This is a genomic window from uncultured Turicimonas sp. (genome assembly GCF_902477955.1).
Lineage (GTDB): Bacteria > Pseudomonadota > Gammaproteobacteria > Burkholderiales > Burkholderiaceae_F > Turicimonas.
Window position 1 is genome coordinate 16,132 of the sequence record NZ_CABSJB010000005.1, and the last position, 18,803, is coordinate 34,934.

General features: G+C 45.0%; 15 protein-coding genes. 11 read left to right on the forward strand and 4 right to left on the reverse strand.

Features of this window, described 5'->3' with window-relative positions; genetic code table 11:
• Positions 1–212: 212 nt before the first annotated feature.
• The 3 genes from RDK53_RS02570 to glmS are packed head-to-tail and all read left to right on the forward strand — an operon-like array spanning position 213 to position 4,895.
• Complete coding sequence (locus tag RDK53_RS02570) at positions 213–1,679, forward strand: sodium:solute symporter family protein (protein ID WP_308513144.1); 1,467 nt, start codon at positions 213–215, stop codon at positions 1,677–1,679.
• Positions 1,680–1,691: 12 nt separating this feature from the next.
• Positions 1,692–3,047 carry a bifunctional UDP-N-acetylglucosamine diphosphorylase/glucosamine-1-phosphate N-acetyltransferase GlmU gene (gene glmU, locus RDK53_RS02575; protein WP_308513145.1) on the forward strand — a complete coding sequence of 452 codons (1,356 nt, stop codon included), beginning with the start codon at positions 1,692–1,694 and terminating at the stop codon, positions 3,045–3,047.
• 21 nt (positions 3,048–3,068) lie between these two features.
• Positions 3,069–4,895, forward strand: a complete 1,827-nt coding sequence (glmS, locus tag RDK53_RS02580) for a glutamine--fructose-6-phosphate transaminase (isomerizing) (RefSeq protein ID WP_308513146.1) — start codon at positions 3,069–3,071, stop codon at positions 4,893–4,895.
• Positions 4,896–5,162: 267 nt separating this feature from the next.
• Here glmS and RDK53_RS02585 read toward each other — a convergent pair whose 3' ends face one another.
• Positions 5,163–5,810 carry a MarC family NAAT transporter gene (locus RDK53_RS02585; RefSeq protein WP_066594764.1) on the reverse strand — a complete coding sequence of 216 codons (648 nt, stop codon included), beginning with the start codon at positions 5,808–5,810 and terminating at the stop codon, positions 5,163–5,165.
• A 72-nt stretch (positions 5,811–5,882) separates the two neighbouring features.
• Positions 5,883–6,509 carry a TetR/AcrR family transcriptional regulator gene (locus RDK53_RS02590; protein ID WP_308513147.1) on the reverse strand — a complete coding sequence of 209 codons (627 nt, stop codon included), beginning with the start codon at positions 6,507–6,509 and terminating at the stop codon, positions 5,883–5,885.
• Between the two features lie 103 nt (positions 6,510–6,612).
• Here RDK53_RS02590 and RDK53_RS02595 point away from each other — a divergent pair, with 103 nt between their 5' ends.
• The 6 genes from RDK53_RS02595 to RDK53_RS02620 all read left to right on the forward strand — a co-directional run bounded on the left by RDK53_RS02595 (position 6,613) and on the right by RDK53_RS02620 (position 13,408).
• Complete coding sequence (locus RDK53_RS02595; protein ID WP_308513148.1) at positions 6,613–7,587, forward strand: tripartite tricarboxylate transporter substrate binding protein; 975 nt, start codon at positions 6,613–6,615, stop codon at positions 7,585–7,587.
• 292 nt (positions 7,588–7,879) lie between these two features.
• Positions 7,880–8,656, forward strand: a complete 777-nt coding sequence (locus RDK53_RS02600; protein WP_308513149.1) for a Crp/Fnr family transcriptional regulator — start codon at positions 7,880–7,882, stop codon at positions 8,654–8,656.
• Positions 8,657–8,780: 124 nt separating this feature from the next.
• Positions 8,781–9,116: a cytochrome c3 family protein gene (locus tag RDK53_RS02605; RefSeq protein WP_308513151.1), complete on the forward strand. Its 336-nt coding sequence runs from the start codon at positions 8,781–8,783 to the stop codon at positions 9,114–9,116.
• A 51-nt stretch (positions 9,117–9,167) separates the two neighbouring features.
• Entirely contained in the window at positions 9,168–10,868 is a 1,701-nt protein-coding gene (locus RDK53_RS02610) for an FAD-binding protein (protein ID WP_308513152.1), read from the forward strand.
• 325 nt (positions 10,869–11,193) lie between these two features.
• Positions 11,194–12,048, forward strand: coding sequence for a 1,4-dihydroxy-2-naphthoyl-CoA synthase (gene menB / locus RDK53_RS02615; RefSeq protein WP_066594776.1), 855 nt, complete (start codon positions 11,194–11,196; stop codon positions 12,046–12,048).
• Positions 12,049–12,112: 64 nt separating this feature from the next.
• Positions 12,113–13,408, forward strand: coding sequence for an AMP-binding protein (locus RDK53_RS02620; protein WP_308513153.1), 1,296 nt, complete (start codon positions 12,113–12,115; stop codon positions 13,406–13,408).
• Positions 13,409–13,446: 38 nt separating this feature from the next.
• On the opposite strand, the gene RDK53_RS02625 is transcribed toward RDK53_RS02620, so the two are convergent.
• Positions 13,447–14,910 (reverse strand): DegQ family serine endoprotease, encoded by a 1,464-nt coding sequence (locus RDK53_RS02625; protein WP_308513154.1) that lies wholly within the window; start codon positions 14,908–14,910, stop codon positions 13,447–13,449.
• A gap of 171 nt (positions 14,911–15,081) precedes the next feature.
• Positions 15,082–15,993 (reverse strand): LysR substrate-binding domain-containing protein, encoded by a 912-nt coding sequence (locus RDK53_RS02630; protein ID WP_308513155.1) that lies wholly within the window; start codon positions 15,991–15,993, stop codon positions 15,082–15,084.
• Between the two features lie 103 nt (positions 15,994–16,096).
• Between RDK53_RS02630 and RDK53_RS02635 the strand changes: the two genes are divergently transcribed.
• Positions 16,097–17,248 carry a PLP-dependent aspartate aminotransferase family protein gene (locus tag RDK53_RS02635; RefSeq protein WP_277040112.1) on the forward strand — a complete coding sequence of 384 codons (1,152 nt, stop codon included), beginning with the start codon at positions 16,097–16,099 and terminating at the stop codon, positions 17,246–17,248.
• A 38-nt stretch (positions 17,249–17,286) separates the two neighbouring features.
• Positions 17,287–18,609, forward strand: coding sequence for an anaerobic C4-dicarboxylate transporter family protein (locus RDK53_RS02640; protein WP_308513156.1), 1,323 nt, complete (start codon positions 17,287–17,289; stop codon positions 18,607–18,609).
• Positions 18,610–18,803: the final 194 nt, after the last annotated feature.

Consider the following 18,803-nt stretch of genomic DNA (forward strand, 5'->3'; position numbering starts at 1 on the left):
CTTCAAAAAATAAGTTTTTTTTGCAGCCCACATTCAAATTTGGATGTGGGTTTCGTTTTTTTTAGCAACAGACTTTCTCGCTTTCCTGAACGTTGGGTAATTATTGGTCTGAATCCGGCGTTTTTAAATTAAAATTAATCAATTAAACCCAAGTTTTTTTCTCCTGTCGATTAAAGCCGGCAGTTTCCGTTTTTTAAGGAAAAACAAAACTAATGAAATTAGCGATTTTTGTTGGTTTGTACTTGTTGTGTACTGTCGGCATCGGTTTGTATGCTGCAACTCGTGTTAAGAGCACAAGTGACTATGCGTTAGCAGGACGCTCCCTTCCCTTGATTATGGTGGTCACCGCTACATTTGCCACCTGGTTTGGAAGCGAATCTGTATTGGGAACTCCCGGTCAGTTTATTAAAAATGGACTGGAGGGAGTCGTTGAAGAGCCTGTCGGATCCAGTATGGCCTTGATTCTGGTCGGCGTCTTCTTTGCGAGAAAGCTCTATAAGATGAGCCTGCTGACGGTGGGCGACTTTTATAGACGCCGGTATGGTGTCTCTGTAGAACTTGTCTGTTCCATCTTTGTCGTGCTCTCCTACCTTGGCTGGGTTGCGGCGCAAGTGGCAGCTTTGGGTCTGGTTATGCACATCCTGACCGAAGGCTATATCAGCGTGAGTGTGGCAATGATTATTGGAACAATCGTGGTGCTCATCTACACGGTTTTCGGCGGTATGTGGTCTGTTGCCCTTACCGATTTCTTCCAGATGATCATTATCGTAATTGGCTTAACTCTGGTGGCGGTTTTCGCTTCCAGCATGGCCGGCGGAGTCGAGAACGTCACAAATTATGCCGTGGATCACGATTTGTTCAGGTTCTTTCCGGAAAATTCCGTAAAGGGCTGGCTCTTCTGGATTTCGGCTGCCATCACAATGATGATTGGCTCTATTCCGCAACAGGACGTGTTCCAGCGAGTTATGTCTGCGAAGACTGAAAGGATTGCGTGTATCGGTCCAATCATCGGCGGATCTTTCTATCTGGTTTTTGCTGCAATTCCAATGTTTATTGTTGTTGCAGCTTCCGTTGCGGTTCCTGATATGGCTGCCGGACTGATGAATACCGATCCTCAAGAGATTCTGCCGACCTTCATTAAAGAACACATGCCGCTGTGGCTGAGGATTCTATTCTTCGGTGCCGTTCTTTCTGCCGTTATGTCCACAGCCTCAGCAACTATGCTCGCTCCGACCACAACTTTCGTGGAAAACGTTTTAAGAAACATTATTCCGTTGAGCGACAAGAGAGAGTTAAAGGCCATGAGAATCTCTTTGATTATCTTCGCCTTGGGTGTTTTGGCATACTCTCTCTCTATGGAAGGAACACCGATTTATGAATTGGCTGCGATGGCTTATCAGTTCCCGGTTATCGGGGCTTTCTGGCCGCTGACTTTAGGTTTGTATTGGAAGCGTTCCACAACCTTCGGCTGCTGGTTCTCTATCTTTGTCGGCACTGTGGTTTGGTCTTACTTAACCTTCACCACGATGGGAGAAGAAATCCCTGCTTTGCTCGGCGGTTTTGTCGCTGCCGGTTTAGCACAGGTTGTTGGTTCCCTTATCCCGATGAAGATGAATAGAGACTGTGTGAAGAACTGGGAAGAGAACAAAGATAAATATCTGTATGACGCTGCTGCGTAAGAAGGAAAATCAATGAATGTAGTTATCTTAGCCGCCGGCAAAGGCAAGAGAATGAATTCTTTTTTGCCTAAGGTTTTGCAAAGACTAGGCAATAAGCCGATGCTGGAATGGGTTTTAGATTCTGCCGAGACTCTTTTACAAGGACAGTCTCCTGTTGTTGTGATTGGTCACGGTGCCGAACAGGTAAAAGAATACTTTGCCGCTCGTCCCGTTAAGTTTGCACTTCAGGCCGAGCAGAAAGGAACCGCTCACGCCGTTGCACAAGCGATTCCAAGCCTGGAAAACAATGAATCCGTATTGGTTCTTTACGGAGACGTTCCGCTCATTTCTCCGGCAACTTTGGAAGAATTTTCTAAACAGGCCGGAGACGAAGTGGGATTACTGACGGTTGAGCTAGATAATCCGACAGGTTACGGCAGAATTCTTAGAGATGAGGCAGGTGAGGTCGTCGGTATCGTTGAAGAAAAAGATGCTTCTGATGAGCAGCGAAAGATCAAAGAAGTCAACACCGGCATCATGATTATCCCGGGAGATAAGATTAAGGGGTGGCTGTCTCAAGTCGGATGTGCCAATAAGCAAAACGAATACTACCTGACGGACTTAATCGGCTTTGCAGCTAAAGAAGGCGTCAAGATTCATACTCTCAAGACGAAAGATCATTGGGAGGTTGAGGGAGTTAATGACAAGACTCAGCTCCAACGTCTCGAAAGAGCTTTGCAGAGGAAACAGGCCGCGAAGTTAATGGCTCAGGGTGTTGGTTTGGCTGATGCTGAACGGATTGATATCAGAGGTTCTTTGACATGCGGAAAAGACGTTTTTATCGATGTCGGCTGTGTGTTTGAAGGGGATGTAGTACTCGAAGACAATGTCCGAATCGGACCCTACTGTGTCATTCGCTCTACAAAAATCTGTGAGGGTACTGTCGTAGACGCATTTTCACACTTTGATAAAGCCGTGGTTGGAAAATCTGCGAAGATTGGTCCGTTTGCGCGTCTGAGACCAGGTGCAGAGCTATCCGAAGAGGTACATGTCGGCAACTTCGTGGAAATTAAGAAGAGCGTCATCGGTAAAGGAAGCAAGGTTAATCATCTTTCCTATATCGGCGACTGCGATATGGGTTCTAACGTCAATATCGGTGCAGGCACCATTACATGCAATTATGATGGCGTTAATAAATTCCGCACTGTCATTGAAGATGACTGTTTCATCGGCAGCGACACTCAATTAGTGGCCCCGGTAACGGTTCATAAACACTCTACTGTAGGCGCCGGAGCCACAGTGACCAGAGATGTGCCGGAAGATTGTTTATTTGTCCGCAGGGCGAAGCCTGTGACAATTCCAGGTTGGCCGAGACCAACCAAAAAATAAAGATTTGGAGAGTTAAAGAATATGTGCGGTATTGTCGCAGCAAGCAGTAATAGAGATGTCGTTCCAATCCTCACGGAGGGATTGAGACGTTTAGAGTATCGCGGCTATGACTCCTGCGGTATTGCTATTGTTGACGAGGGTAAGCTTAAAAGAACTCGTACAGTAAAAAGAGTTAATGCGCTAATCGAACAAACTAAGATTGAAAATCTTAGCGGTCTTACCGGTATTGCTCATACTCGATGGGCAACTCATGGCGCGCCGGAAATCTGCAATACCCATCCTCATTTTTCTCACAATATGATGGCTGTAGTTCATAACGGCATCATCGAGAACTATGAAGAAATCAGAGAAGAACTGATCGAAAAAGGCTATGAATTCTTAAGTCAGACCGATACTGAAGTTATCGTTCACTTAGTGCATAGCCTCTATGAGGGAGACCTTCTTAAAGCCGTTGAAAAGGCAGTCCAGCGTCTTAGAGGTGCTTATGCCATCGCCCTGACTTGCATTAACGAGCCCAACCGCGTGGTTGCTACGAAGAAAGCCGCTCCGTTAGTGGCCGCTCTGGGAGAAGGCGAAAACTTTGTTGCCTCTGACCCAATCGCATTGGCAGGCGTGACAGACAAGTTTATTTATCTTGAAGACGGTGATGTAGTTGACATTACTCCGGAAAAAGTTGCCATTTGGCATAAAGAGGGAGAGGAATACAAAACCATCGAACGTCCGGTTTCCATCATCCATGAGTTTTCTTCTGAAATTTCTCTCGGCAACTACAACCACTACATGCAGAAAGAAATTTTTGAACAGCCGAGAGCTATTGCCGATACTTTAGAGGGTGTACAAGGTATTACCGGGGCTATTTTCGGCTTTGAAGCTCCGGAAATGTTCAAGAGACTCAAGAGGGTGTTGATTATTGCCTGCGGCACCAGCTATTACGCCGGCATGATCGGGAAGTATTGGATTGAATCTATTGCAAAGGTTCCGGTTGACGTTGAAATTGCCAGCGAGTACCGCTACAGAGAATCCGTTCCGGATCCCGACACTCTCGTACTGACTATTTCTCAGTCCGGAGAGACAGCAGACACGCTTGCTGCTTTGAGACATGCTCAAGATCTCGGCATGGATATGACCATGACTATCTGCAATGTAGCTACGAGTGCAATGGTCAAGGAAACGAAGGCTCACTACATTACCAGAGCCGGTGTTGAAATCGGCGTTGCTTCCACAAAGGCCTTCACTACCCAGCTGGCAGCTCTTTATTTGCTTGCTCTTGCCATTTGCAAGGAAAAAGGCAGACTTACTCCGGAAAGAGAAGAGCAGGCCATTAGAGAGCTCCGTCATTTGCCGAAGAGCATGGACGTTGTTCTTAAACAAGAACCGGAAATTAAGAAGTGGGCTGAGCTTTTTGCCGACAAGAACAATGCATTGTTCCTCGGCCGCGGCGCTCATTACCCAATCGCTTTGGAAGGTGCTCTCAAGCTAAAAGAAATCAGCTACATTCATGCGGAAGGATATCCTGCTGGTGAATTAAAGCACGGACCTCTAGCTTTAGTAGACGGTAATATGCCTGTCGTTACCGTTGCTCCGAACGATGAATTGATCGAGAAGCTAAAGAGCAATATGCAGGAAGTTAGAGCCAGAAAGGGCGTGCTCTTTGTATTCTCTGATGCTGACTCCAATATCGAGCCGTCCGACGGAATCCATGTTATAAAGCTGCCGGAAAACTACGGTGACTTATCTCCGATTCTTCATGTCCTTCCTTTGCAGCTTCTTGCTTACCACACCGCATTGGTAAGAGGTACCGACGTCGATAAGCCAAGGAACCTTGCTAAGAGCGTTACTGTTGAATAATGCTTTAATCCGTATAGAGTCAACCAAAGACTCTATACGGAGCAATAGATAAGTTTCGCCCTCGCAATGTTTATGGGTGATTAATGAATTTGTCTCCACGCAAAATGCAAATGTGTTCTCAAGTGGCCACGTTACCTTTTGGGTGTAGCTCCTTTGAGAGACTTCTCCACGAGGGCCGGAATGGCTAAACTGCAGTCGGCAGATAAGCAAAAACGAGGAATCAAGATTTTGTCTTGAATCCTCGTTATAGAAGTAGTTTAGATTTTTCTAAGAACCAGCCATGAACGTTCTGACGCCGGAACCCATAAATTGAACACCAATACAAATCAGCAAGAAACCCATTAACTTAGTGAGTACCTGGGTGCCTGAGGGCCCAAGTTTGCTTGAAATATACTCTGAGCACCGAAGAACAATCCAAGTAATAAAAGCGCAGGCCAGAATAGAGACGCCGGTCATAAAGAAAGCTCCGGCCATATCAATCCAGTTAGGCAATTCCGCAATTTCGGAAGCAATACCGATGACAACGGCGATAGTACCTGGTCCGCTTATTCCCGGCATAGCTAAAGGGAAGAAGGAGTAGTCCGTTTTGTCTCTTCTGACAACCGGAGCCCCTTGTTGGTCTCTGCTGCCAAACAGCATCTGATAGCCAATCAGACCTACTACAAAGCCGCCGGAGATACGCAGCGCGCCATAGGAGATGCCAAAGAAAACCAAGAGAAGGTTGCCGGCCGCAAGACTTACGAGCATGATTGCTGCCGCGTAATAACATGCCCAGTTTGCTTGCTTCTTGCGCTCAGCAATGGACATGCCTTGGGTCAAACTGATATAGAGAGGGATCTTAGATAGAGGATTTGTAATAACAATCAGTGAGACAAATCCTCCAAACAAATATTGAAGGTATAGAGATTCAACCATGGCTATGGTGTCGCGGGTAGAAACTGATTCTAACTAAGGACCTGAAGTTACGATTCACTGACTATAAAGCAATTAATCCGGTTTTGCACTAATTCTTTTTCTGATATGAGTCTTGATAATTTCAGCACTTTCGGCAACGTCCCGAGCAATCATGGCATCATCGGGCTTAAAGCCCGGAAGGCAGAGAGCTTTTAAATATATGTTGTTCTTCAACATTTCAATATAAATTCGAGCAATGCCTTTAAGTTCTTCAAAATCAAGAGCAATATGGTTCTCCAGTACCTTGGCAAAACAGCTGTAACTGAGAAGGGCCCCTTGCTCGTAATACCATTTGCCGATATCCGGAAATCTAGCGCTCTCTGAATAAATCAGTCTGGCTGCGCCGATAGCTCTTCTCGAGAGAATTCCCTTAAGAAATATATTTCCAAAAACAACAAGTTCTTCTTCCCAGGTTCTCTTTTCATCGTACTGTTCAGCGTATTCCGAGTAGAGCTCTTCAACCATGGATTCAAGGGCAGCTAAAAAGAGCCCTTGCTTGGAGCCGTAAGTTTTATAGACTGTTGTTCTGGATCCTCCCGAGAGTTTCAGAATCTTATCGAGAGAAGTTCCCTCATATCCATTGGCGATAAAGACATCAATCGCCGATTCCAAGATAGCTTTTTGGCGTTGTTTTCCTTTTTTTGTCGGTAATGCTGGCATGAGTTTGTTAAAAATTGATCTCTAAGAATGAACAGTACTTCAAAAATTATAAAATATTCTGTACTGTACGATACAGTATTAAAAATTGTTGAGGAAAAAATAAATGAAAAGAAGAGCTCTGTTAGGAACAATAACGGCGGGACTTGTTGCTCCTATGCTTTGTGGGAAAGCATTTGCACAGTCGTCAAACGGTATTAAGTTGGTGATCCCATTTCCTGCCGGCGGTGGCGGAGATGTTTTAGGCAGAAGCCCGTTAGACGCATTGTCCAGAAATCTCGGAAAGGATATTTGGGTTCTTAACAGACCGGGTGCCGGCGGAAATATCGGCACTTCTTACCTTATTGATGAACCTCAGAAAGATGCCAGCTTCGGCTATGTCACTAATGGCATCATGTGCGTCAACCGTTACCTTTACAACAATATGAAGTTTGATCCGCTTACCGATCTTGAACCGGTGGGTCAGATTTCTAAGGTTGGCCTTGTGATGGTTCTTAATACCAAAGCCATTCCCGGCGTTGAGGATTACGAATCTTTGGTCAAATACAGCAAATCTCATCCGGGAGAAGTGTTCTTTGCCTCATCCGGTGTCGGTACTACCAGCCATCTGGCGGGACAGTTCTTTGCTATGCAGACAGGTTTGAACCTTACTCATGTGCCTCACGCCGGCGGTGCAGCAGCTATGGTTGAAGTGCTAGCCGGAAGAATTCCATTCATGATCGATGTGGCAGCTAATGCGTTGCCTCATGTTAAGAAGGGTTCTTTAAAGGCAATCGCCGTCACAACCGGAGAAAGATTAGAGAGCTTGCCGAATATTCCGACTATGAAAGAAATCGGCCTTAAAGATTATGAACTTTGTGCCTGGGATGGCTATGTGGTTCCAAAAGGTGCTCCAAAAGAACTCAAGGATCAGCTTTCCAAGGCTTTGGTAAAGTGCAGAAGCGACCAAAAAGTCATTGAAAGAATCAAGATGCTTGGTGCACAGCCGGTTCTGTCTGATGGTGCGGAATTTGCTGAATTCATTAAGACCGAAGCTCCGAAATGGAGAACCTTGGCCGAGTCGATTTCCCAGGCTAAGTAAGTTTTCGATTTAAATTTTGGAAATGATGAGCTAATCTCCATTCCTTAATTGTCCATAAAAAGGTTTCTCACGACATGTTTGAGAAACCTTTTCTCGTATTTACAACTTCTTCATCAGGTTGGTCTCTCTATTCCGGAAGAATAGGATTTTGAACTTCGAACATGTTAATGGATAGGCCTTATATTCACTTTCCTTCAGCCAAGCTATTATTTATTTAAATAACACCCCGTACTTCAATGTACTTAACTCACAGAAACTTTGTCTGACTATCAAGCTCAGGGAGGAGCTGCAGGTGTCTCAAGCATTTAATGTTTTTCCATGGATACATCCTCGGGCTCCTGAAGAGTTGATCACGTTTTTTAATAAACGCGGACGGTGGCTGAGGCTAAGAGCTGGGCAATCCATTTTTAACGGCGGTGATTACGGTGAAGTAGCGTTAATTTTGTCTGGTTTAGGAGCATATTCTTACTCCGATATCTTAGGTGAACCGAGAATTTTTGGGCTGATCTTTTCCGGATGCTTAATGGGCAACATTGACGGAATGACCAGACAAGTGGTCAACGTTATTGATTACGCCGTTAGAGATACGGAGGTTCGGTATGTGAGCAGTTCAGCGTTTTGTGAGTATCTGGAAGCTCATCCCAAAATTGCAACTAAGCATACTTTGACCATTGTTCATGATCATGAATCAGACCTAGAAGGAGCTTTTGCAAATTACACGCTATCTTTGCCTGAGCGACTTCAAGTTCTTTGCCGGAGCTTATATGAGGCCGGAGCACAAAGAAAAGAGTTTAATCACGACGCCATCACGGAAGACGACAGGATTTATGCGCCGCTCCCTTATCGATTTACCACAGTTGAGTTTTCTCGGATTGTTGCGGCTCGGCGCCCCTCGGTTTCTTCCATTCTTAATGAATGGAAGAGGAACGGGATTATCTTGGTTCGAGAAGGTCGAATGTACGTAGAAAAAGTTTTTTTAAATTCAATTTATTCGTGGCATGAGAATGGGTCGAATCCGGGCGTACATATCCGAAAATCAAGAAAGAAAGTTAATTCGTCATCTTCCTGACGGATTAGAAATACCGTTTTTGAGGTGCGGATTAAAGTGTCAGCTACCTGACAGTCGAGGTAAGTAACACAGCGGATAATTTAATTAAATAAAAATGATTCACCACCCAACCTAAGGGACGAAAATGAAAAGAATCCTTCTCATCCTCTCGTTGATATTCGCATTTAATCCTGCATTTGCTGCAGTGGCAGATCAGCATAGTGCAAAAGGAATGCAGTGCGCTTCGTGTCACGGTTCTGAGAAACCTTCCTCAGCAAACATCAGTGAAGAAATCTGCATTAAATGTCATGGCGAAACACCGAATGGAAAGCCATTCAAATTCGAAGGCCATGAAGTTAAAAATATTCATGCCGGCCACTTCGATGCCTATGAATGCATGAAGTGCCATAAAGGACATCAGCCGAGCGTACTCGCCTGCAGCGAATGTCATAAAGGAGGAGCCGACATCAAGGTTCCGTAAATGTTCCGAATTTCTACTAAGCATTAAATAGGTTATTTCAAGGAGAAAAAAATGAGCGAAAAATTAAATATTTCCCGCCGTGCATTTATGAAGACATCAGCAGCGATGGCAACCGCAGCAGTTTCTTCAACAATTGCTCATGCCGGCGATATTCCTGCCAAATGGCAAGAACCCAAATGCACCGGTTGGAGCTGGGAAAAACCTGCACCGGAAATTGCTCCTGACCAAATCAAAAAGATAATGAACGTTGAGGTCGCCGTTATCGGTGCCGGCTTAGCAGGTTTTGCCGCGGCATTGAGCGCAGCCCAGGAAGGCGCTAAGACCGTTGTTATTGAGAAGACACGCAGCTGGTCTGCACGCGGCGGCCATATCACAGGCTTCGGTACACGATTGCAGAATGAATTAGGCGTCAAGATTGATGCACCCGAAATCGTACGCCGTTTGATTTCTTGGGGGCAGGGCCGTATGGACGAACGTCTTCTCTGGATGTTTGCACGCAAGTGCGGAGCCTGTGTTGACTGGGCCGAAGAATTGGCTAATAAGAACGGCGCTAAGATGACTCTTTGGGAAGGTTATTACAAAGGACCGACTTACACAGAATTCCCGGTTACTCATTTCTTTTACAACAAAGACGTCAGCCTTGACTATACCTATGGTAACTCTACCGGTATCGGCAACGTTGTAATCATGCCTATCTTCGAAAAAGAACTTAAGGCCTTGGGCGTTGATATCCTTTATCGCACACCTGCAGTTAGACTGATTCGCGGTGCAGACGGCCGAGTCACCGGCCTTATTTGCGGCAAGCCGGGCAACTACACACAGATCAATGCTTCTAAGGGTGTTATTCTGGCAACAGGCTGTTATGCCTCCAATGAAGAGATGCGCAAACGTTGGTCTCCGTATTCTCTCCGCGTAGATGCACAGATTTACTTCCCGACTAAATCCAATACCGGTGACGGCCATATCATGGCAATGCAGGTTGGCGGAGCAATGCAAAGAAATGACGATCATGCAGCAACCGTTCATTTGGAAGCAGGCCCGGCCAGCTACGGTTTCTTGCACGTTAACCAAAACGGCGAACGCTTCAAGAACGAAGACGTTAATACACAGTCCAAGTCCTGCTCTAAGGAACTGCAGCCTCACGGCGTTGCGTGGACTGTCTACGATGCTGATTGGCTTGACCAAGTGAAGTCTCAGGTTGACGGCAATATGGCCGGCGGCTTGTTCTATGGTCAAATGTGGCAGCCTTGGGGCGCCGGTTGGAACAAAGACGTTGAAAAAGCAACTCAAGACCAGCACATCAAAGACGGCAAGGTTGTCGTAGCCAATTCTCTCGACGAACTAGCTCAGAAGATGGGAATTCCGGCTGAAGGTTTGAAGAAGACAGTTGCCCGTTATAACGAATTGTGCGAAAAAGGCGTTGACGAAGACTTCGGAAAGCGCAAAGTCTTGATGACCCCAATCCTCAAGGCACCGTTCTATGCCGGCAAACTTTCCAGCTCTTTATTGGCAATGAGCGGCGGTCTCCATACTGATCCGTCACTGTTGGTCTTGGATGCTAACGACAAACCAATCGAAGGCTTGTATGTTTGCGGTGCAGCAGCCGGCGATTACTTCGGTTCCGGCGACTATCCGACAATCTGCCCGGGCATGAATCACGGTCGTTGCCTTACATTCGGCCGCTTAGCTGGCATTATGGCTGCCGGAGGCGATATTGATAAGTCGGTCAAATCTATGCAGTTTGAAGTTTAATTAATCTTGGTTAGTGTCTCACAGGTGAGGCACTTAAGAGATTTATCTAAAAGGCTAAGGGCGTTTGTTCTTGGCCTTTTTGCAATTGAGAACAAAGAGTTAGGGGCTACAATTGTTTGGAGTTGTGATCTTTTTTTTCTCTGACTCCGAGTAAATTGAATCACACAATCCGATAATTGAGGAACTTAGTTGGAAGTCATTGTTAATGCAGAGAAAAAAATGTTGACACTTAGATGTCGAGTTTTCGGGAAGTGATCTATCCAATCGATGGAATTGCATGCAAATAACGATTAATATCTTGGTTCTATCAAAAAGGATTGAACAGATGCAGCCTCAATTAGACACTTCTTCACTGCCGAAAATTCCTGAATGGAAAAAGGTAAAAGACTTCGAAGATATCATTTACGAAAAAAGTGATGAAGGCATTGCCAAGATCACGATTAATCGTCCGCAAGTCAGAAACGCTTTCCGTCCTCTGACCGTCAGAGAAATGGAACAGGCTTTGGCCGATGCCAGAGACGATGAAAATGTCGGCGTGATCATTTTGACCGGTCAAGGCAAAGATGCGTTCTGTTCCGGCGGAGACCAGAAGGTTAGAAGTACCGGAGGCTATGTTGGTTCCGACGGTGTACCTCGCTTGAACGTTTTAGATTTCCAAAGACAAATCAGAACTTGTCCGAAACCCGTTATTGCGATGGTTGCAGGATGGTGCGTAGGCGGCGGTCATGTTCTGCACATGATTTGCGACCTGACTATCGCGGCGGACAACGCCAGATTCGGTCAGACAGGTCCTAAGGTCGGCTCTTTTGACGGCGGTTGGGGTGCTTCCTATATGGCCAGGATCGTTGGGCAGAAGAAGGCTCGTGAAATTTGGTTCTTGGCTCGCTTCTACGATGCTAAAGAAGCTTTGGACATGGGATTGGTCAACAAGGTTGTCCCGTACGAAGATCTTGAAGCTGAAACCGTTCAGTGGTGCAGAGAAATTCTTGCCAATTCTCCGCTTGCCATCCGCTGCTTGAAGTCTGCTTTGAATGCTGACTGCGACGGACAGGCCGGTTTGCAGGAGCTGGCCGGAAATGCGACATTGCTTTTCTACATGACTGAAGAAGGAAAAGAAGGTAAAGAAGCTTTCTTGGAAAAACGCCGTCCTAACTTCAAGAAGTTCCCTCGTCTCCCGTAAACTCTGTTTCATGACACTCGACCTTTTATCTGTCAGGAGAGCAGCAGAGGAGTTTCCACAGCGTTTGGCTATTAGAAGGAGCCTCGCTGACGGGGGAGACTTGTCTTTTTCTCAACTGGCAGAATTGGTTGAACAACGAATTGCTGAGATTGAAGAAGAAGGGCGTACTAAGATTTATCCTTTAGTCGTCCATCCTAATACGGATTCGTTGGTGTCCGTATATGCTCTGTTAGAGCTGCACATTCCGATTCTTGTGCTTCATCCGTCCCTTACTGAGACTGAAAAGCAAAGGTTCTTGGCTCAAGTCGATACTTTCACGGATCCGCTTCCGGAAGACACTGCAATTATTGTTTTTACTTCCGGAACAACCGGTAAGCCCAAAGCGACTATTCTGACGAGAAAAGCTCTCATTAGCAGTGCTCAATCAAGTGCCAAGAATATTCCTTTGGAAGAAGGAGACGTTTGGCAGCTGAGTATTTCACCGGCCCGAATCGGAGGCTTTTCAATAGTCAGCCGCAGTTTGATTGCCCGCACAGCAATCTCTTTTGCTCCTAAATTCTCTGCTAAGGCTTATACGGAGAGCTGGGATAGGGATGGAGTTACTTTGTCGTCTATCGTTCCTACAATGCTTATAAAGGTCCTGGAGGATTGTCCTGAGTGGCGCCCGAATAAAAACTTTAAGACCTTCTTGGTTGGGGGAGCTGCTACTTCTGACAAAGCACGAAAACTGGCTTTTGAACGCCATCTTCCTCTCGTGATGACTTACGGCATGACTGAGACCGCGAGTAACGTTGTCAGTACGCCTTTTGAGATGAGATACTCCATCACCAAAGGCAACGGCAAAATCAATCCCGGGGCCGAGATAAAAATCGTTGACGGCCGCCTATTGATAAGAGGACCGATGCTCCTTGAGGGTTATTGGGGAAGAGAAACTAAGGACGAAAACGGATGGTTTGATTCCGGAGATTTAGGTCACATCGACGAAGAAGGTTACGTCTATGTCAAAGGACGAGCGAAAGACGTTATCCTTTCCGGCGGAGACAATGTGTACCCGCAGGAAGTTGAAGAGGCACTGGAGAACATTCCGGGTATTAAGCAGGCTTTGGTTCTCGGTAAACCGGACGAAACTTGGGGAGCTATCGTTACAGCACTTCTTGTTCCTGAGGATAAGGGCAGGAAGCCCGAAGCAACGGACATTATTTCAGGTTTGTCCAACGTACTTGCAACCTATAAGTCCCCTAGACTTATTTCCTGGGTTCCGCAGCTCCCTGTCAATGCTTCAGGCAAACTAAACCGCAGGCCCAAGGTTCTTGAAGGACTGACTTTTGAAGTTCTTCACTACACCGCCAAAAATAAATAAGGCCTGCATTCCACAGGCCTCATCGCTAACGTATCAGCTTATTTTTTCTCGGTTTCAAGAGGAACCGGAACGAAGATTCTTTGACCTTTTCTGTCAATCAGAAGAGGAATGGAAGTACCGGCTTTTTCCAATACTTTCTTTAAATCGTCAGCGGTCTTAAGTTTCTTGCCGCCTGCGCTGAGAATGATATCTCCGGTTTGAATACCGGCTTCTGCAGCAGGGCCTTCAACGGTGTCAACAACAATACCGGAAGAATGCTTTTTCTTTTCCAGATCATTGAGCGGGCGTGTAGACAGTCCTAAACGATCAACGGAAGAGTTAGACGGTGCTGTGTTCTTGAAGTTAAGTTTGCCGTCTACAGGCATTTCATCGACAGTCATTGTTAATTCAGTCGGTTTGCCTTCTCGGAGGACGATAACCTTCACCTTTGAACCCGGCTTGGTTGCGGCGACAGCTTGAGAAAGCTTGGCCATTTCGTCAATCTTCTGGCCGTTGAATTCAATGATGACATCTCCTTCTTTCATACCGGCTTTTTCTGCAGGGCCTTTCTCTTCAATCTGAACGACTAAAGCACCCTTTTCGTCTTTCAATCCGAAGCTTTTAGCCAATTCAGGAGTCATGGCTTGCATCATTACGCCGATTCTTCCTCTGGAGACTTTTCCGTCTTTGATCAGCTGGTCTTTGATTTGGATTGCTAAGTCAATAGGAATCGCAAAAGACAAGCCCATGAAGCCGCCCGAGGTGGAGAAAATCTGAGAGTTGATGCCGATAACCTCACCTTTCATATTGAAGAGCGGACCGCCGGAGTTTCCGGGGTTAACAGCCACGTCAGTCTGAATAAACGGTACGAATTGATCATCCGGCAGATTACGGCTTTTAGCTGAAACGATACCGGCTGTGACGGTGTTGTCTAAACCGAATGGCGCTCCAATAGCGGCAACCCATTCACCGACTTTAACCTTATCAGAGTTTCCGATTTTGACGGTAGGGAGGTCTTTAGCATCAATCTTGATGACTGCTACGTCCGTCTTTTGATCGCTGCCGATGACTTTGGCCTTGAGTTTTCTTTTATCTGTGAGATGAACGGTGAGCTCATCTGCACCGTCAACAACGTGATGGTTGGTCAGAATATAGCCGTCAGGAGAAATAATGAAGCCTGAACCCTGGCCGTGTCTTTCGGGAGTGCCAAAGCTTGGGAAATCATCGCCGAACGGGAAGGGGAAGCCGAATTTTCTTAGTTCTTCGAACGGATCTTGACCTCTCGGACGTTTGTTTTTGGTAACTTTCTTGGCTTTTTTGAGTGTTTCGATGCTGACAACTGCCTTGCCGTTATCTTCCACTAACTTAGAGAAATCAGGTAAAGCTGCAATCAGTTGAGTCGGGGTGACTTCCTGAGCGTTTGCAGCAGGAAGAAGAGTATTTAGAGCCGCTGCTGAGGAAAAAACGAAGGAGAATGCAACAGCAGAAGCAACGAGTGATCTTTTAAGAGAAGTAGAAGTCATAATGATTTTGCTCTTCTAATTTGTAAAAAGTTCTGTCGTTTCATCATTAATAAAATTCCTTAAATTTAGCTTAAAAGAAACCGGCTCTCTGTAAATAATAACATCACTGTTTAATCACATTACTGCTCTAAATGATAAAAAAAGAAAATGCTGAAAAAATTGCTCCATGAACTAAAGAAAGGCGGCTTTTTTTACTTCATTAATTTCTTCGGTAAGTTCTATCCTTAAGCATTTGAGTAATCGTTGGCAAGCCTCGGAGAGAGGGTGCCCAGGGCGGAACACCAAAATACCAGAAAAATTAATTTTTATCTCAAGAGGTTTGACGACAATCCCAGAATTTAAAAAGTGATGAGCTGCTATCGGACTGACAAGTCCCATCCCAAGTCCTTGTTGGGCCATTACGCAGATAGTTAAAGAATATGGAGTTTCTGCAACAACTTTTAGAGAGTTAAATCTTTCACCTAAAACCTCTGAGAGCTGTTTTTGAGAGCTATCTTCCGGACTCAAGGAAAGAAAGGGATATTCTAAAAGTTGTTCAATCGTAACTTCTTTTTCTTTTGCGAGAGGATGATTTTGATGCATAACTAAAACCCCTTCTTCTTTAAATAAATGAGAATGTTCTAGTTTTTCATAAGGCATCTCGTCTGCCATTAGTCCGAAATCAGCAAGTCCGGCCGAGACCTGTTCATAGACCTCCTTTGAACTTAACACCTTTAAAGAGAGAAAGATGTTTTCTTTATCCATATTAAAACGCTTGAATACTTTTGGAAGAAAGACATTCCCAAGAGCAGGAAAACTCGCAACAGTAATCGAGCCTTCATTAAGTTGCTTAAGAGAATGAAGTTTATGAGTGAGGGTATCGATGCCAATAAAGTATTTATAAACGTCGACTAAAAAAGCTTTGGCTTCTCTTGTGGGAACTAATCTACCGCGAACACGATGAAAAAGCAGGACGTCAGCTCTTTCCTCGAGTTTCCGGATGGCCTGACTGACTGCAGGTTGAGATATTCGCAATTTCTCTGCCGCCTGTTTAGTACTTCCTGTTTGCATCACCAGTCTGAAAATTTCAATTTCTCTATGCATATTCAATCTTATAAGTTTTACTTATAGCCTAAATAATTTTAGCTGTTGATCATGCCCCCTTTGTTATTTATCTTAATTTATGTTGAATCTCACGGAGGAAAACATGAAGCAGTACCACGACACCAAGGGCAATCCCTTTGCCAGCCTTTCTCCAGCGGTTTGGAGAGCTTCCACAGTTGTTTTTGATAACTTTGAGGACTTTGTGGCAAGGAAATCTAGGCAACCAGACGGTTATAGTTACGGACTGACCGGAACGCCAACAAACAGAGAACTGGAGAGAGCAATTGCAGAATTAGAAGGAGCTAAGCATTGTGTTGGCTTCCCTTCGGGGCAAGCAGCTTTAATGGCTACAGTGATGGCCTTTGTTCGCGGAGGAGATCATCTCCTAATATCTGAGTCATGTTATGGAGCGTTAAAAACCTTTGGAAAAAAATGGCTCAGCCAAATGGGAGTAGACGTTGAATTTTTCCCTCCGGCCATTGGAGGCGAGATCCAAAAGTTTTTGAAAACCAATACAAAAATGATCTGCATGGAGTCTCCCGGTACTGTAACGATGGAGATGCAAGATGTCGATGCAATAACATCCATTGCTAAAAGAAATGACATCCTGACAATGATTGATAATACATGGGCGAGTCCTCTGTTCTTTAAACCTTTGGAACATGGGGTAGATTTTTCAATAGAGTCCGGCACCAAAATGTTTGGGGGTCATTCGGATTTATTGTACGGATCGGTAAGCCTTAATAATTTTGATCAATATTCAGTTTTACGTGAAACTCAAAGTATTTTGGGATTAAATTGTTCTCCAGAAGACTGTTTTTTAGTACTTCGCGGAATGGAGACTTTCGAGTTAAGACTGCGCAAACAAAGCGCATCTACACTCAAAATCGCATATTGGATAAGTCAACAGCCTCAAGTAAAAAAACTTTTTTATCCACCCTATGAAGGAGATCCGGGCTACCCGCTCTGGAAAAAACAATTTACTGGATCAGGTCCTCTATTTTCTTTTTCTTTCGCCGAGGATAACGAAAAAGCTATAGCCGCATTTTTCAACAACCTAAAAATGTTCTCTATCGGAGCGAGCTGGGGAGGCACACGCTCTCTTATTGGTTTTTATCCGGCATCTCTCCAGAAGGCCAGAGAGTTTTCACCTACACAAGATGCTCTTGTAAGAGTTGCTATCGGCGTTGAAGACCCTCAGTTGTTAATTAATGATTTAAAAAATGCCCTTCTGGCCTGGGAGTCTGCACTCTAAAACCATTGAGTGACATTTTTACTTGAAGGTGGAAAATTATGCTAACTGTACTATTACTGCAGCTCGTTGTTGTCGTGGCCTGTATTTTGATTGGATCAAGGTATGGAGGGATTGCTTCCGGCCTTTTTGGAGGGTTGGGACTTGCGATTCTTGTTTTCTTATTTGGTCTTAAGCCGGGATCGCCTCCAATCAATATTGTATTAATTATTTGCGCCATCATTTCTCTTTCCAGTGCGCTCCATGCTGCTGGAGGTTTGGACTATTTGGTTGGGATTGCTGCAAAAATATTGAGAAACAACCCCAAACGCATAACGTATATGGCACCGTTGGTAACTTGTTTTTTCTCTTTGCTTTGTGGTTCGTCTTACGTAGCTCTGGCTGTATTTCCCATAATCGTGGAAATTGCCTATAAAGAAGGAATTAGGCCAGAGCGCCCGATATCCATGGGACTATTGGGAGCAACGCAGGCTTTGACGGGAAGCCCAATGAGCGCAGCAACCGCTGTTTTGGTTAGTGTGCTAGCCGTGTATGGAGTTACTCTAGGGCAGGTGATGCTTGTTTGTATACCCTCGGTTGTCTGCGCCTTAATGCTAGCCGCTTTTGTTGTATCTCATCATGGGGTGGAGTTAGATAAGGACCCTGAATTTATTCGTAGGCGTGATAGCGGAGAGTTAGCTCCTCCCGCAGAAGTCAAATTTGAGGCAATTAAGCCGAAAGCAAAGATAGCAGTAGGTGTATTTATTGCTGCTATTGTAGTTACAGTACTTCTCGGATCCTTCCCCTCTTTGTTGCCAACTTGGGAAGTAGGAGGAAAAGTAACCCGTCTTTCTATCCCGTTTACCATCAGTTTGGTGATGTTTTCTTTTGCGGCCCTGATGATTCCTCTCTGTGAAATTAAACCAGGAAAGATCATACAATCCTCAATCTTTAGTTCAGGGATGATGGCGGTTATAAGTCTGTTTGGCGTAGCTTGGATGTGCGATACTTTCTTTAGCAACAACAAGGGTACTTTTATAACTTTTTACCAAACCTATTTTTCGGACTCTGTCTGGCTCTATGCAGTTGGGTTTTTTATCATCTCCTTCCTAATCGCTAGTCAAGGAGCAGCAACAACGATTGCGATGCCGCTAGGAGTCACTTTAGGTATCCAAGCACCATATTTGCTTGCCTTATTTCCGATAGCGAATGGCAGTTGGTTCTTACCGATCAGCGGAAATATGTTTGCTGCTATCGCAATGGATAGAACCGGGACGACAGGAATCGGGAAGTATTTGCTAAATCATAGTTTCATCCTTCCGGGAGCTATTACTTGCTTTGGCTCAGTGTTTTTTGCATTCATTCTTATTAACTTATTCTTTTAGTTATAAAAGTTAAAACAGAGATTGGTAAATTAAAGTTTGCTCAGCTTGTCTTTCTCCTAGGCAGTTGCTTTTTTTTCCAACTGCTTAGGAGTTTGGGTGCTATAGCTAAAACAGCGTAGAGCTACCGTCCAAAGAACTCACCGATTCATGCAAATAAGGTCGGCAGATAAAAGTCGTTTTGAAAAGTGCCTCTT

Coding starts and splice junctions, on each gene's coding strand:
- RDK53_RS02590 (WP_308513147.1), bottom strand. CDS start 6,509: ATGCCAGCATTACCGACAAAAAAAGGAAAACAACGCCAAAAAGCTATC.
- RDK53_RS02640 (WP_308513156.1), top strand. CDS start 17,287: ATGCTAACTGTACTATTACTGCAGCTCGTTGTTGTCGTGGCCTGTATT.
- RDK53_RS02595 (WP_308513148.1), top strand. CDS start 6,613: ATGAAAAGAAGAGCTCTGTTAGGAACAATAACGGCGGGACTTGTTGCT.
- RDK53_RS02635 (WP_277040112.1), top strand. CDS start 16,097: ATGAAGCAGTACCACGACACCAAGGGCAATCCCTTTGCCAGCCTTTCT.
- RDK53_RS02585 (WP_066594764.1), bottom strand. CDS start 5,810: ATGGTTGAATCTCTATACCTTCAATATTTGTTTGGAGGATTTGTCTCA.
- RDK53_RS02605 (WP_308513151.1), top strand. CDS start 8,781: ATGAAAAGAATCCTTCTCATCCTCTCGTTGATATTCGCATTTAATCCT.
- menB (WP_066594776.1), top strand. CDS start 11,194: ATGCAGCCTCAATTAGACACTTCTTCACTGCCGAAAATTCCTGAATGG.
- glmS (WP_308513146.1), top strand. CDS start 3,069: ATGTGCGGTATTGTCGCAGCAAGCAGTAATAGAGATGTCGTTCCAATC.
- RDK53_RS02570 (WP_308513144.1), top strand. CDS start 213: ATGAAATTAGCGATTTTTGTTGGTTTGTACTTGTTGTGTACTGTCGGC.
- RDK53_RS02625 (WP_308513154.1), bottom strand. CDS start 14,910: ATGACTTCTACTTCTCTTAAAAGATCACTCGTTGCTTCTGCTGTTGCA.
- RDK53_RS02610 (WP_308513152.1), top strand. CDS start 9,168: ATGAGCGAAAAATTAAATATTTCCCGCCGTGCATTTATGAAGACATCA.
- RDK53_RS02630 (WP_308513155.1), bottom strand. CDS start 15,993: ATGCATAGAGAAATTGAAATTTTCAGACTGGTGATGCAAACAGGAAGT.
- glmU (WP_308513145.1), top strand. CDS start 1,692: ATGAATGTAGTTATCTTAGCCGCCGGCAAAGGCAAGAGAATGAATTCT.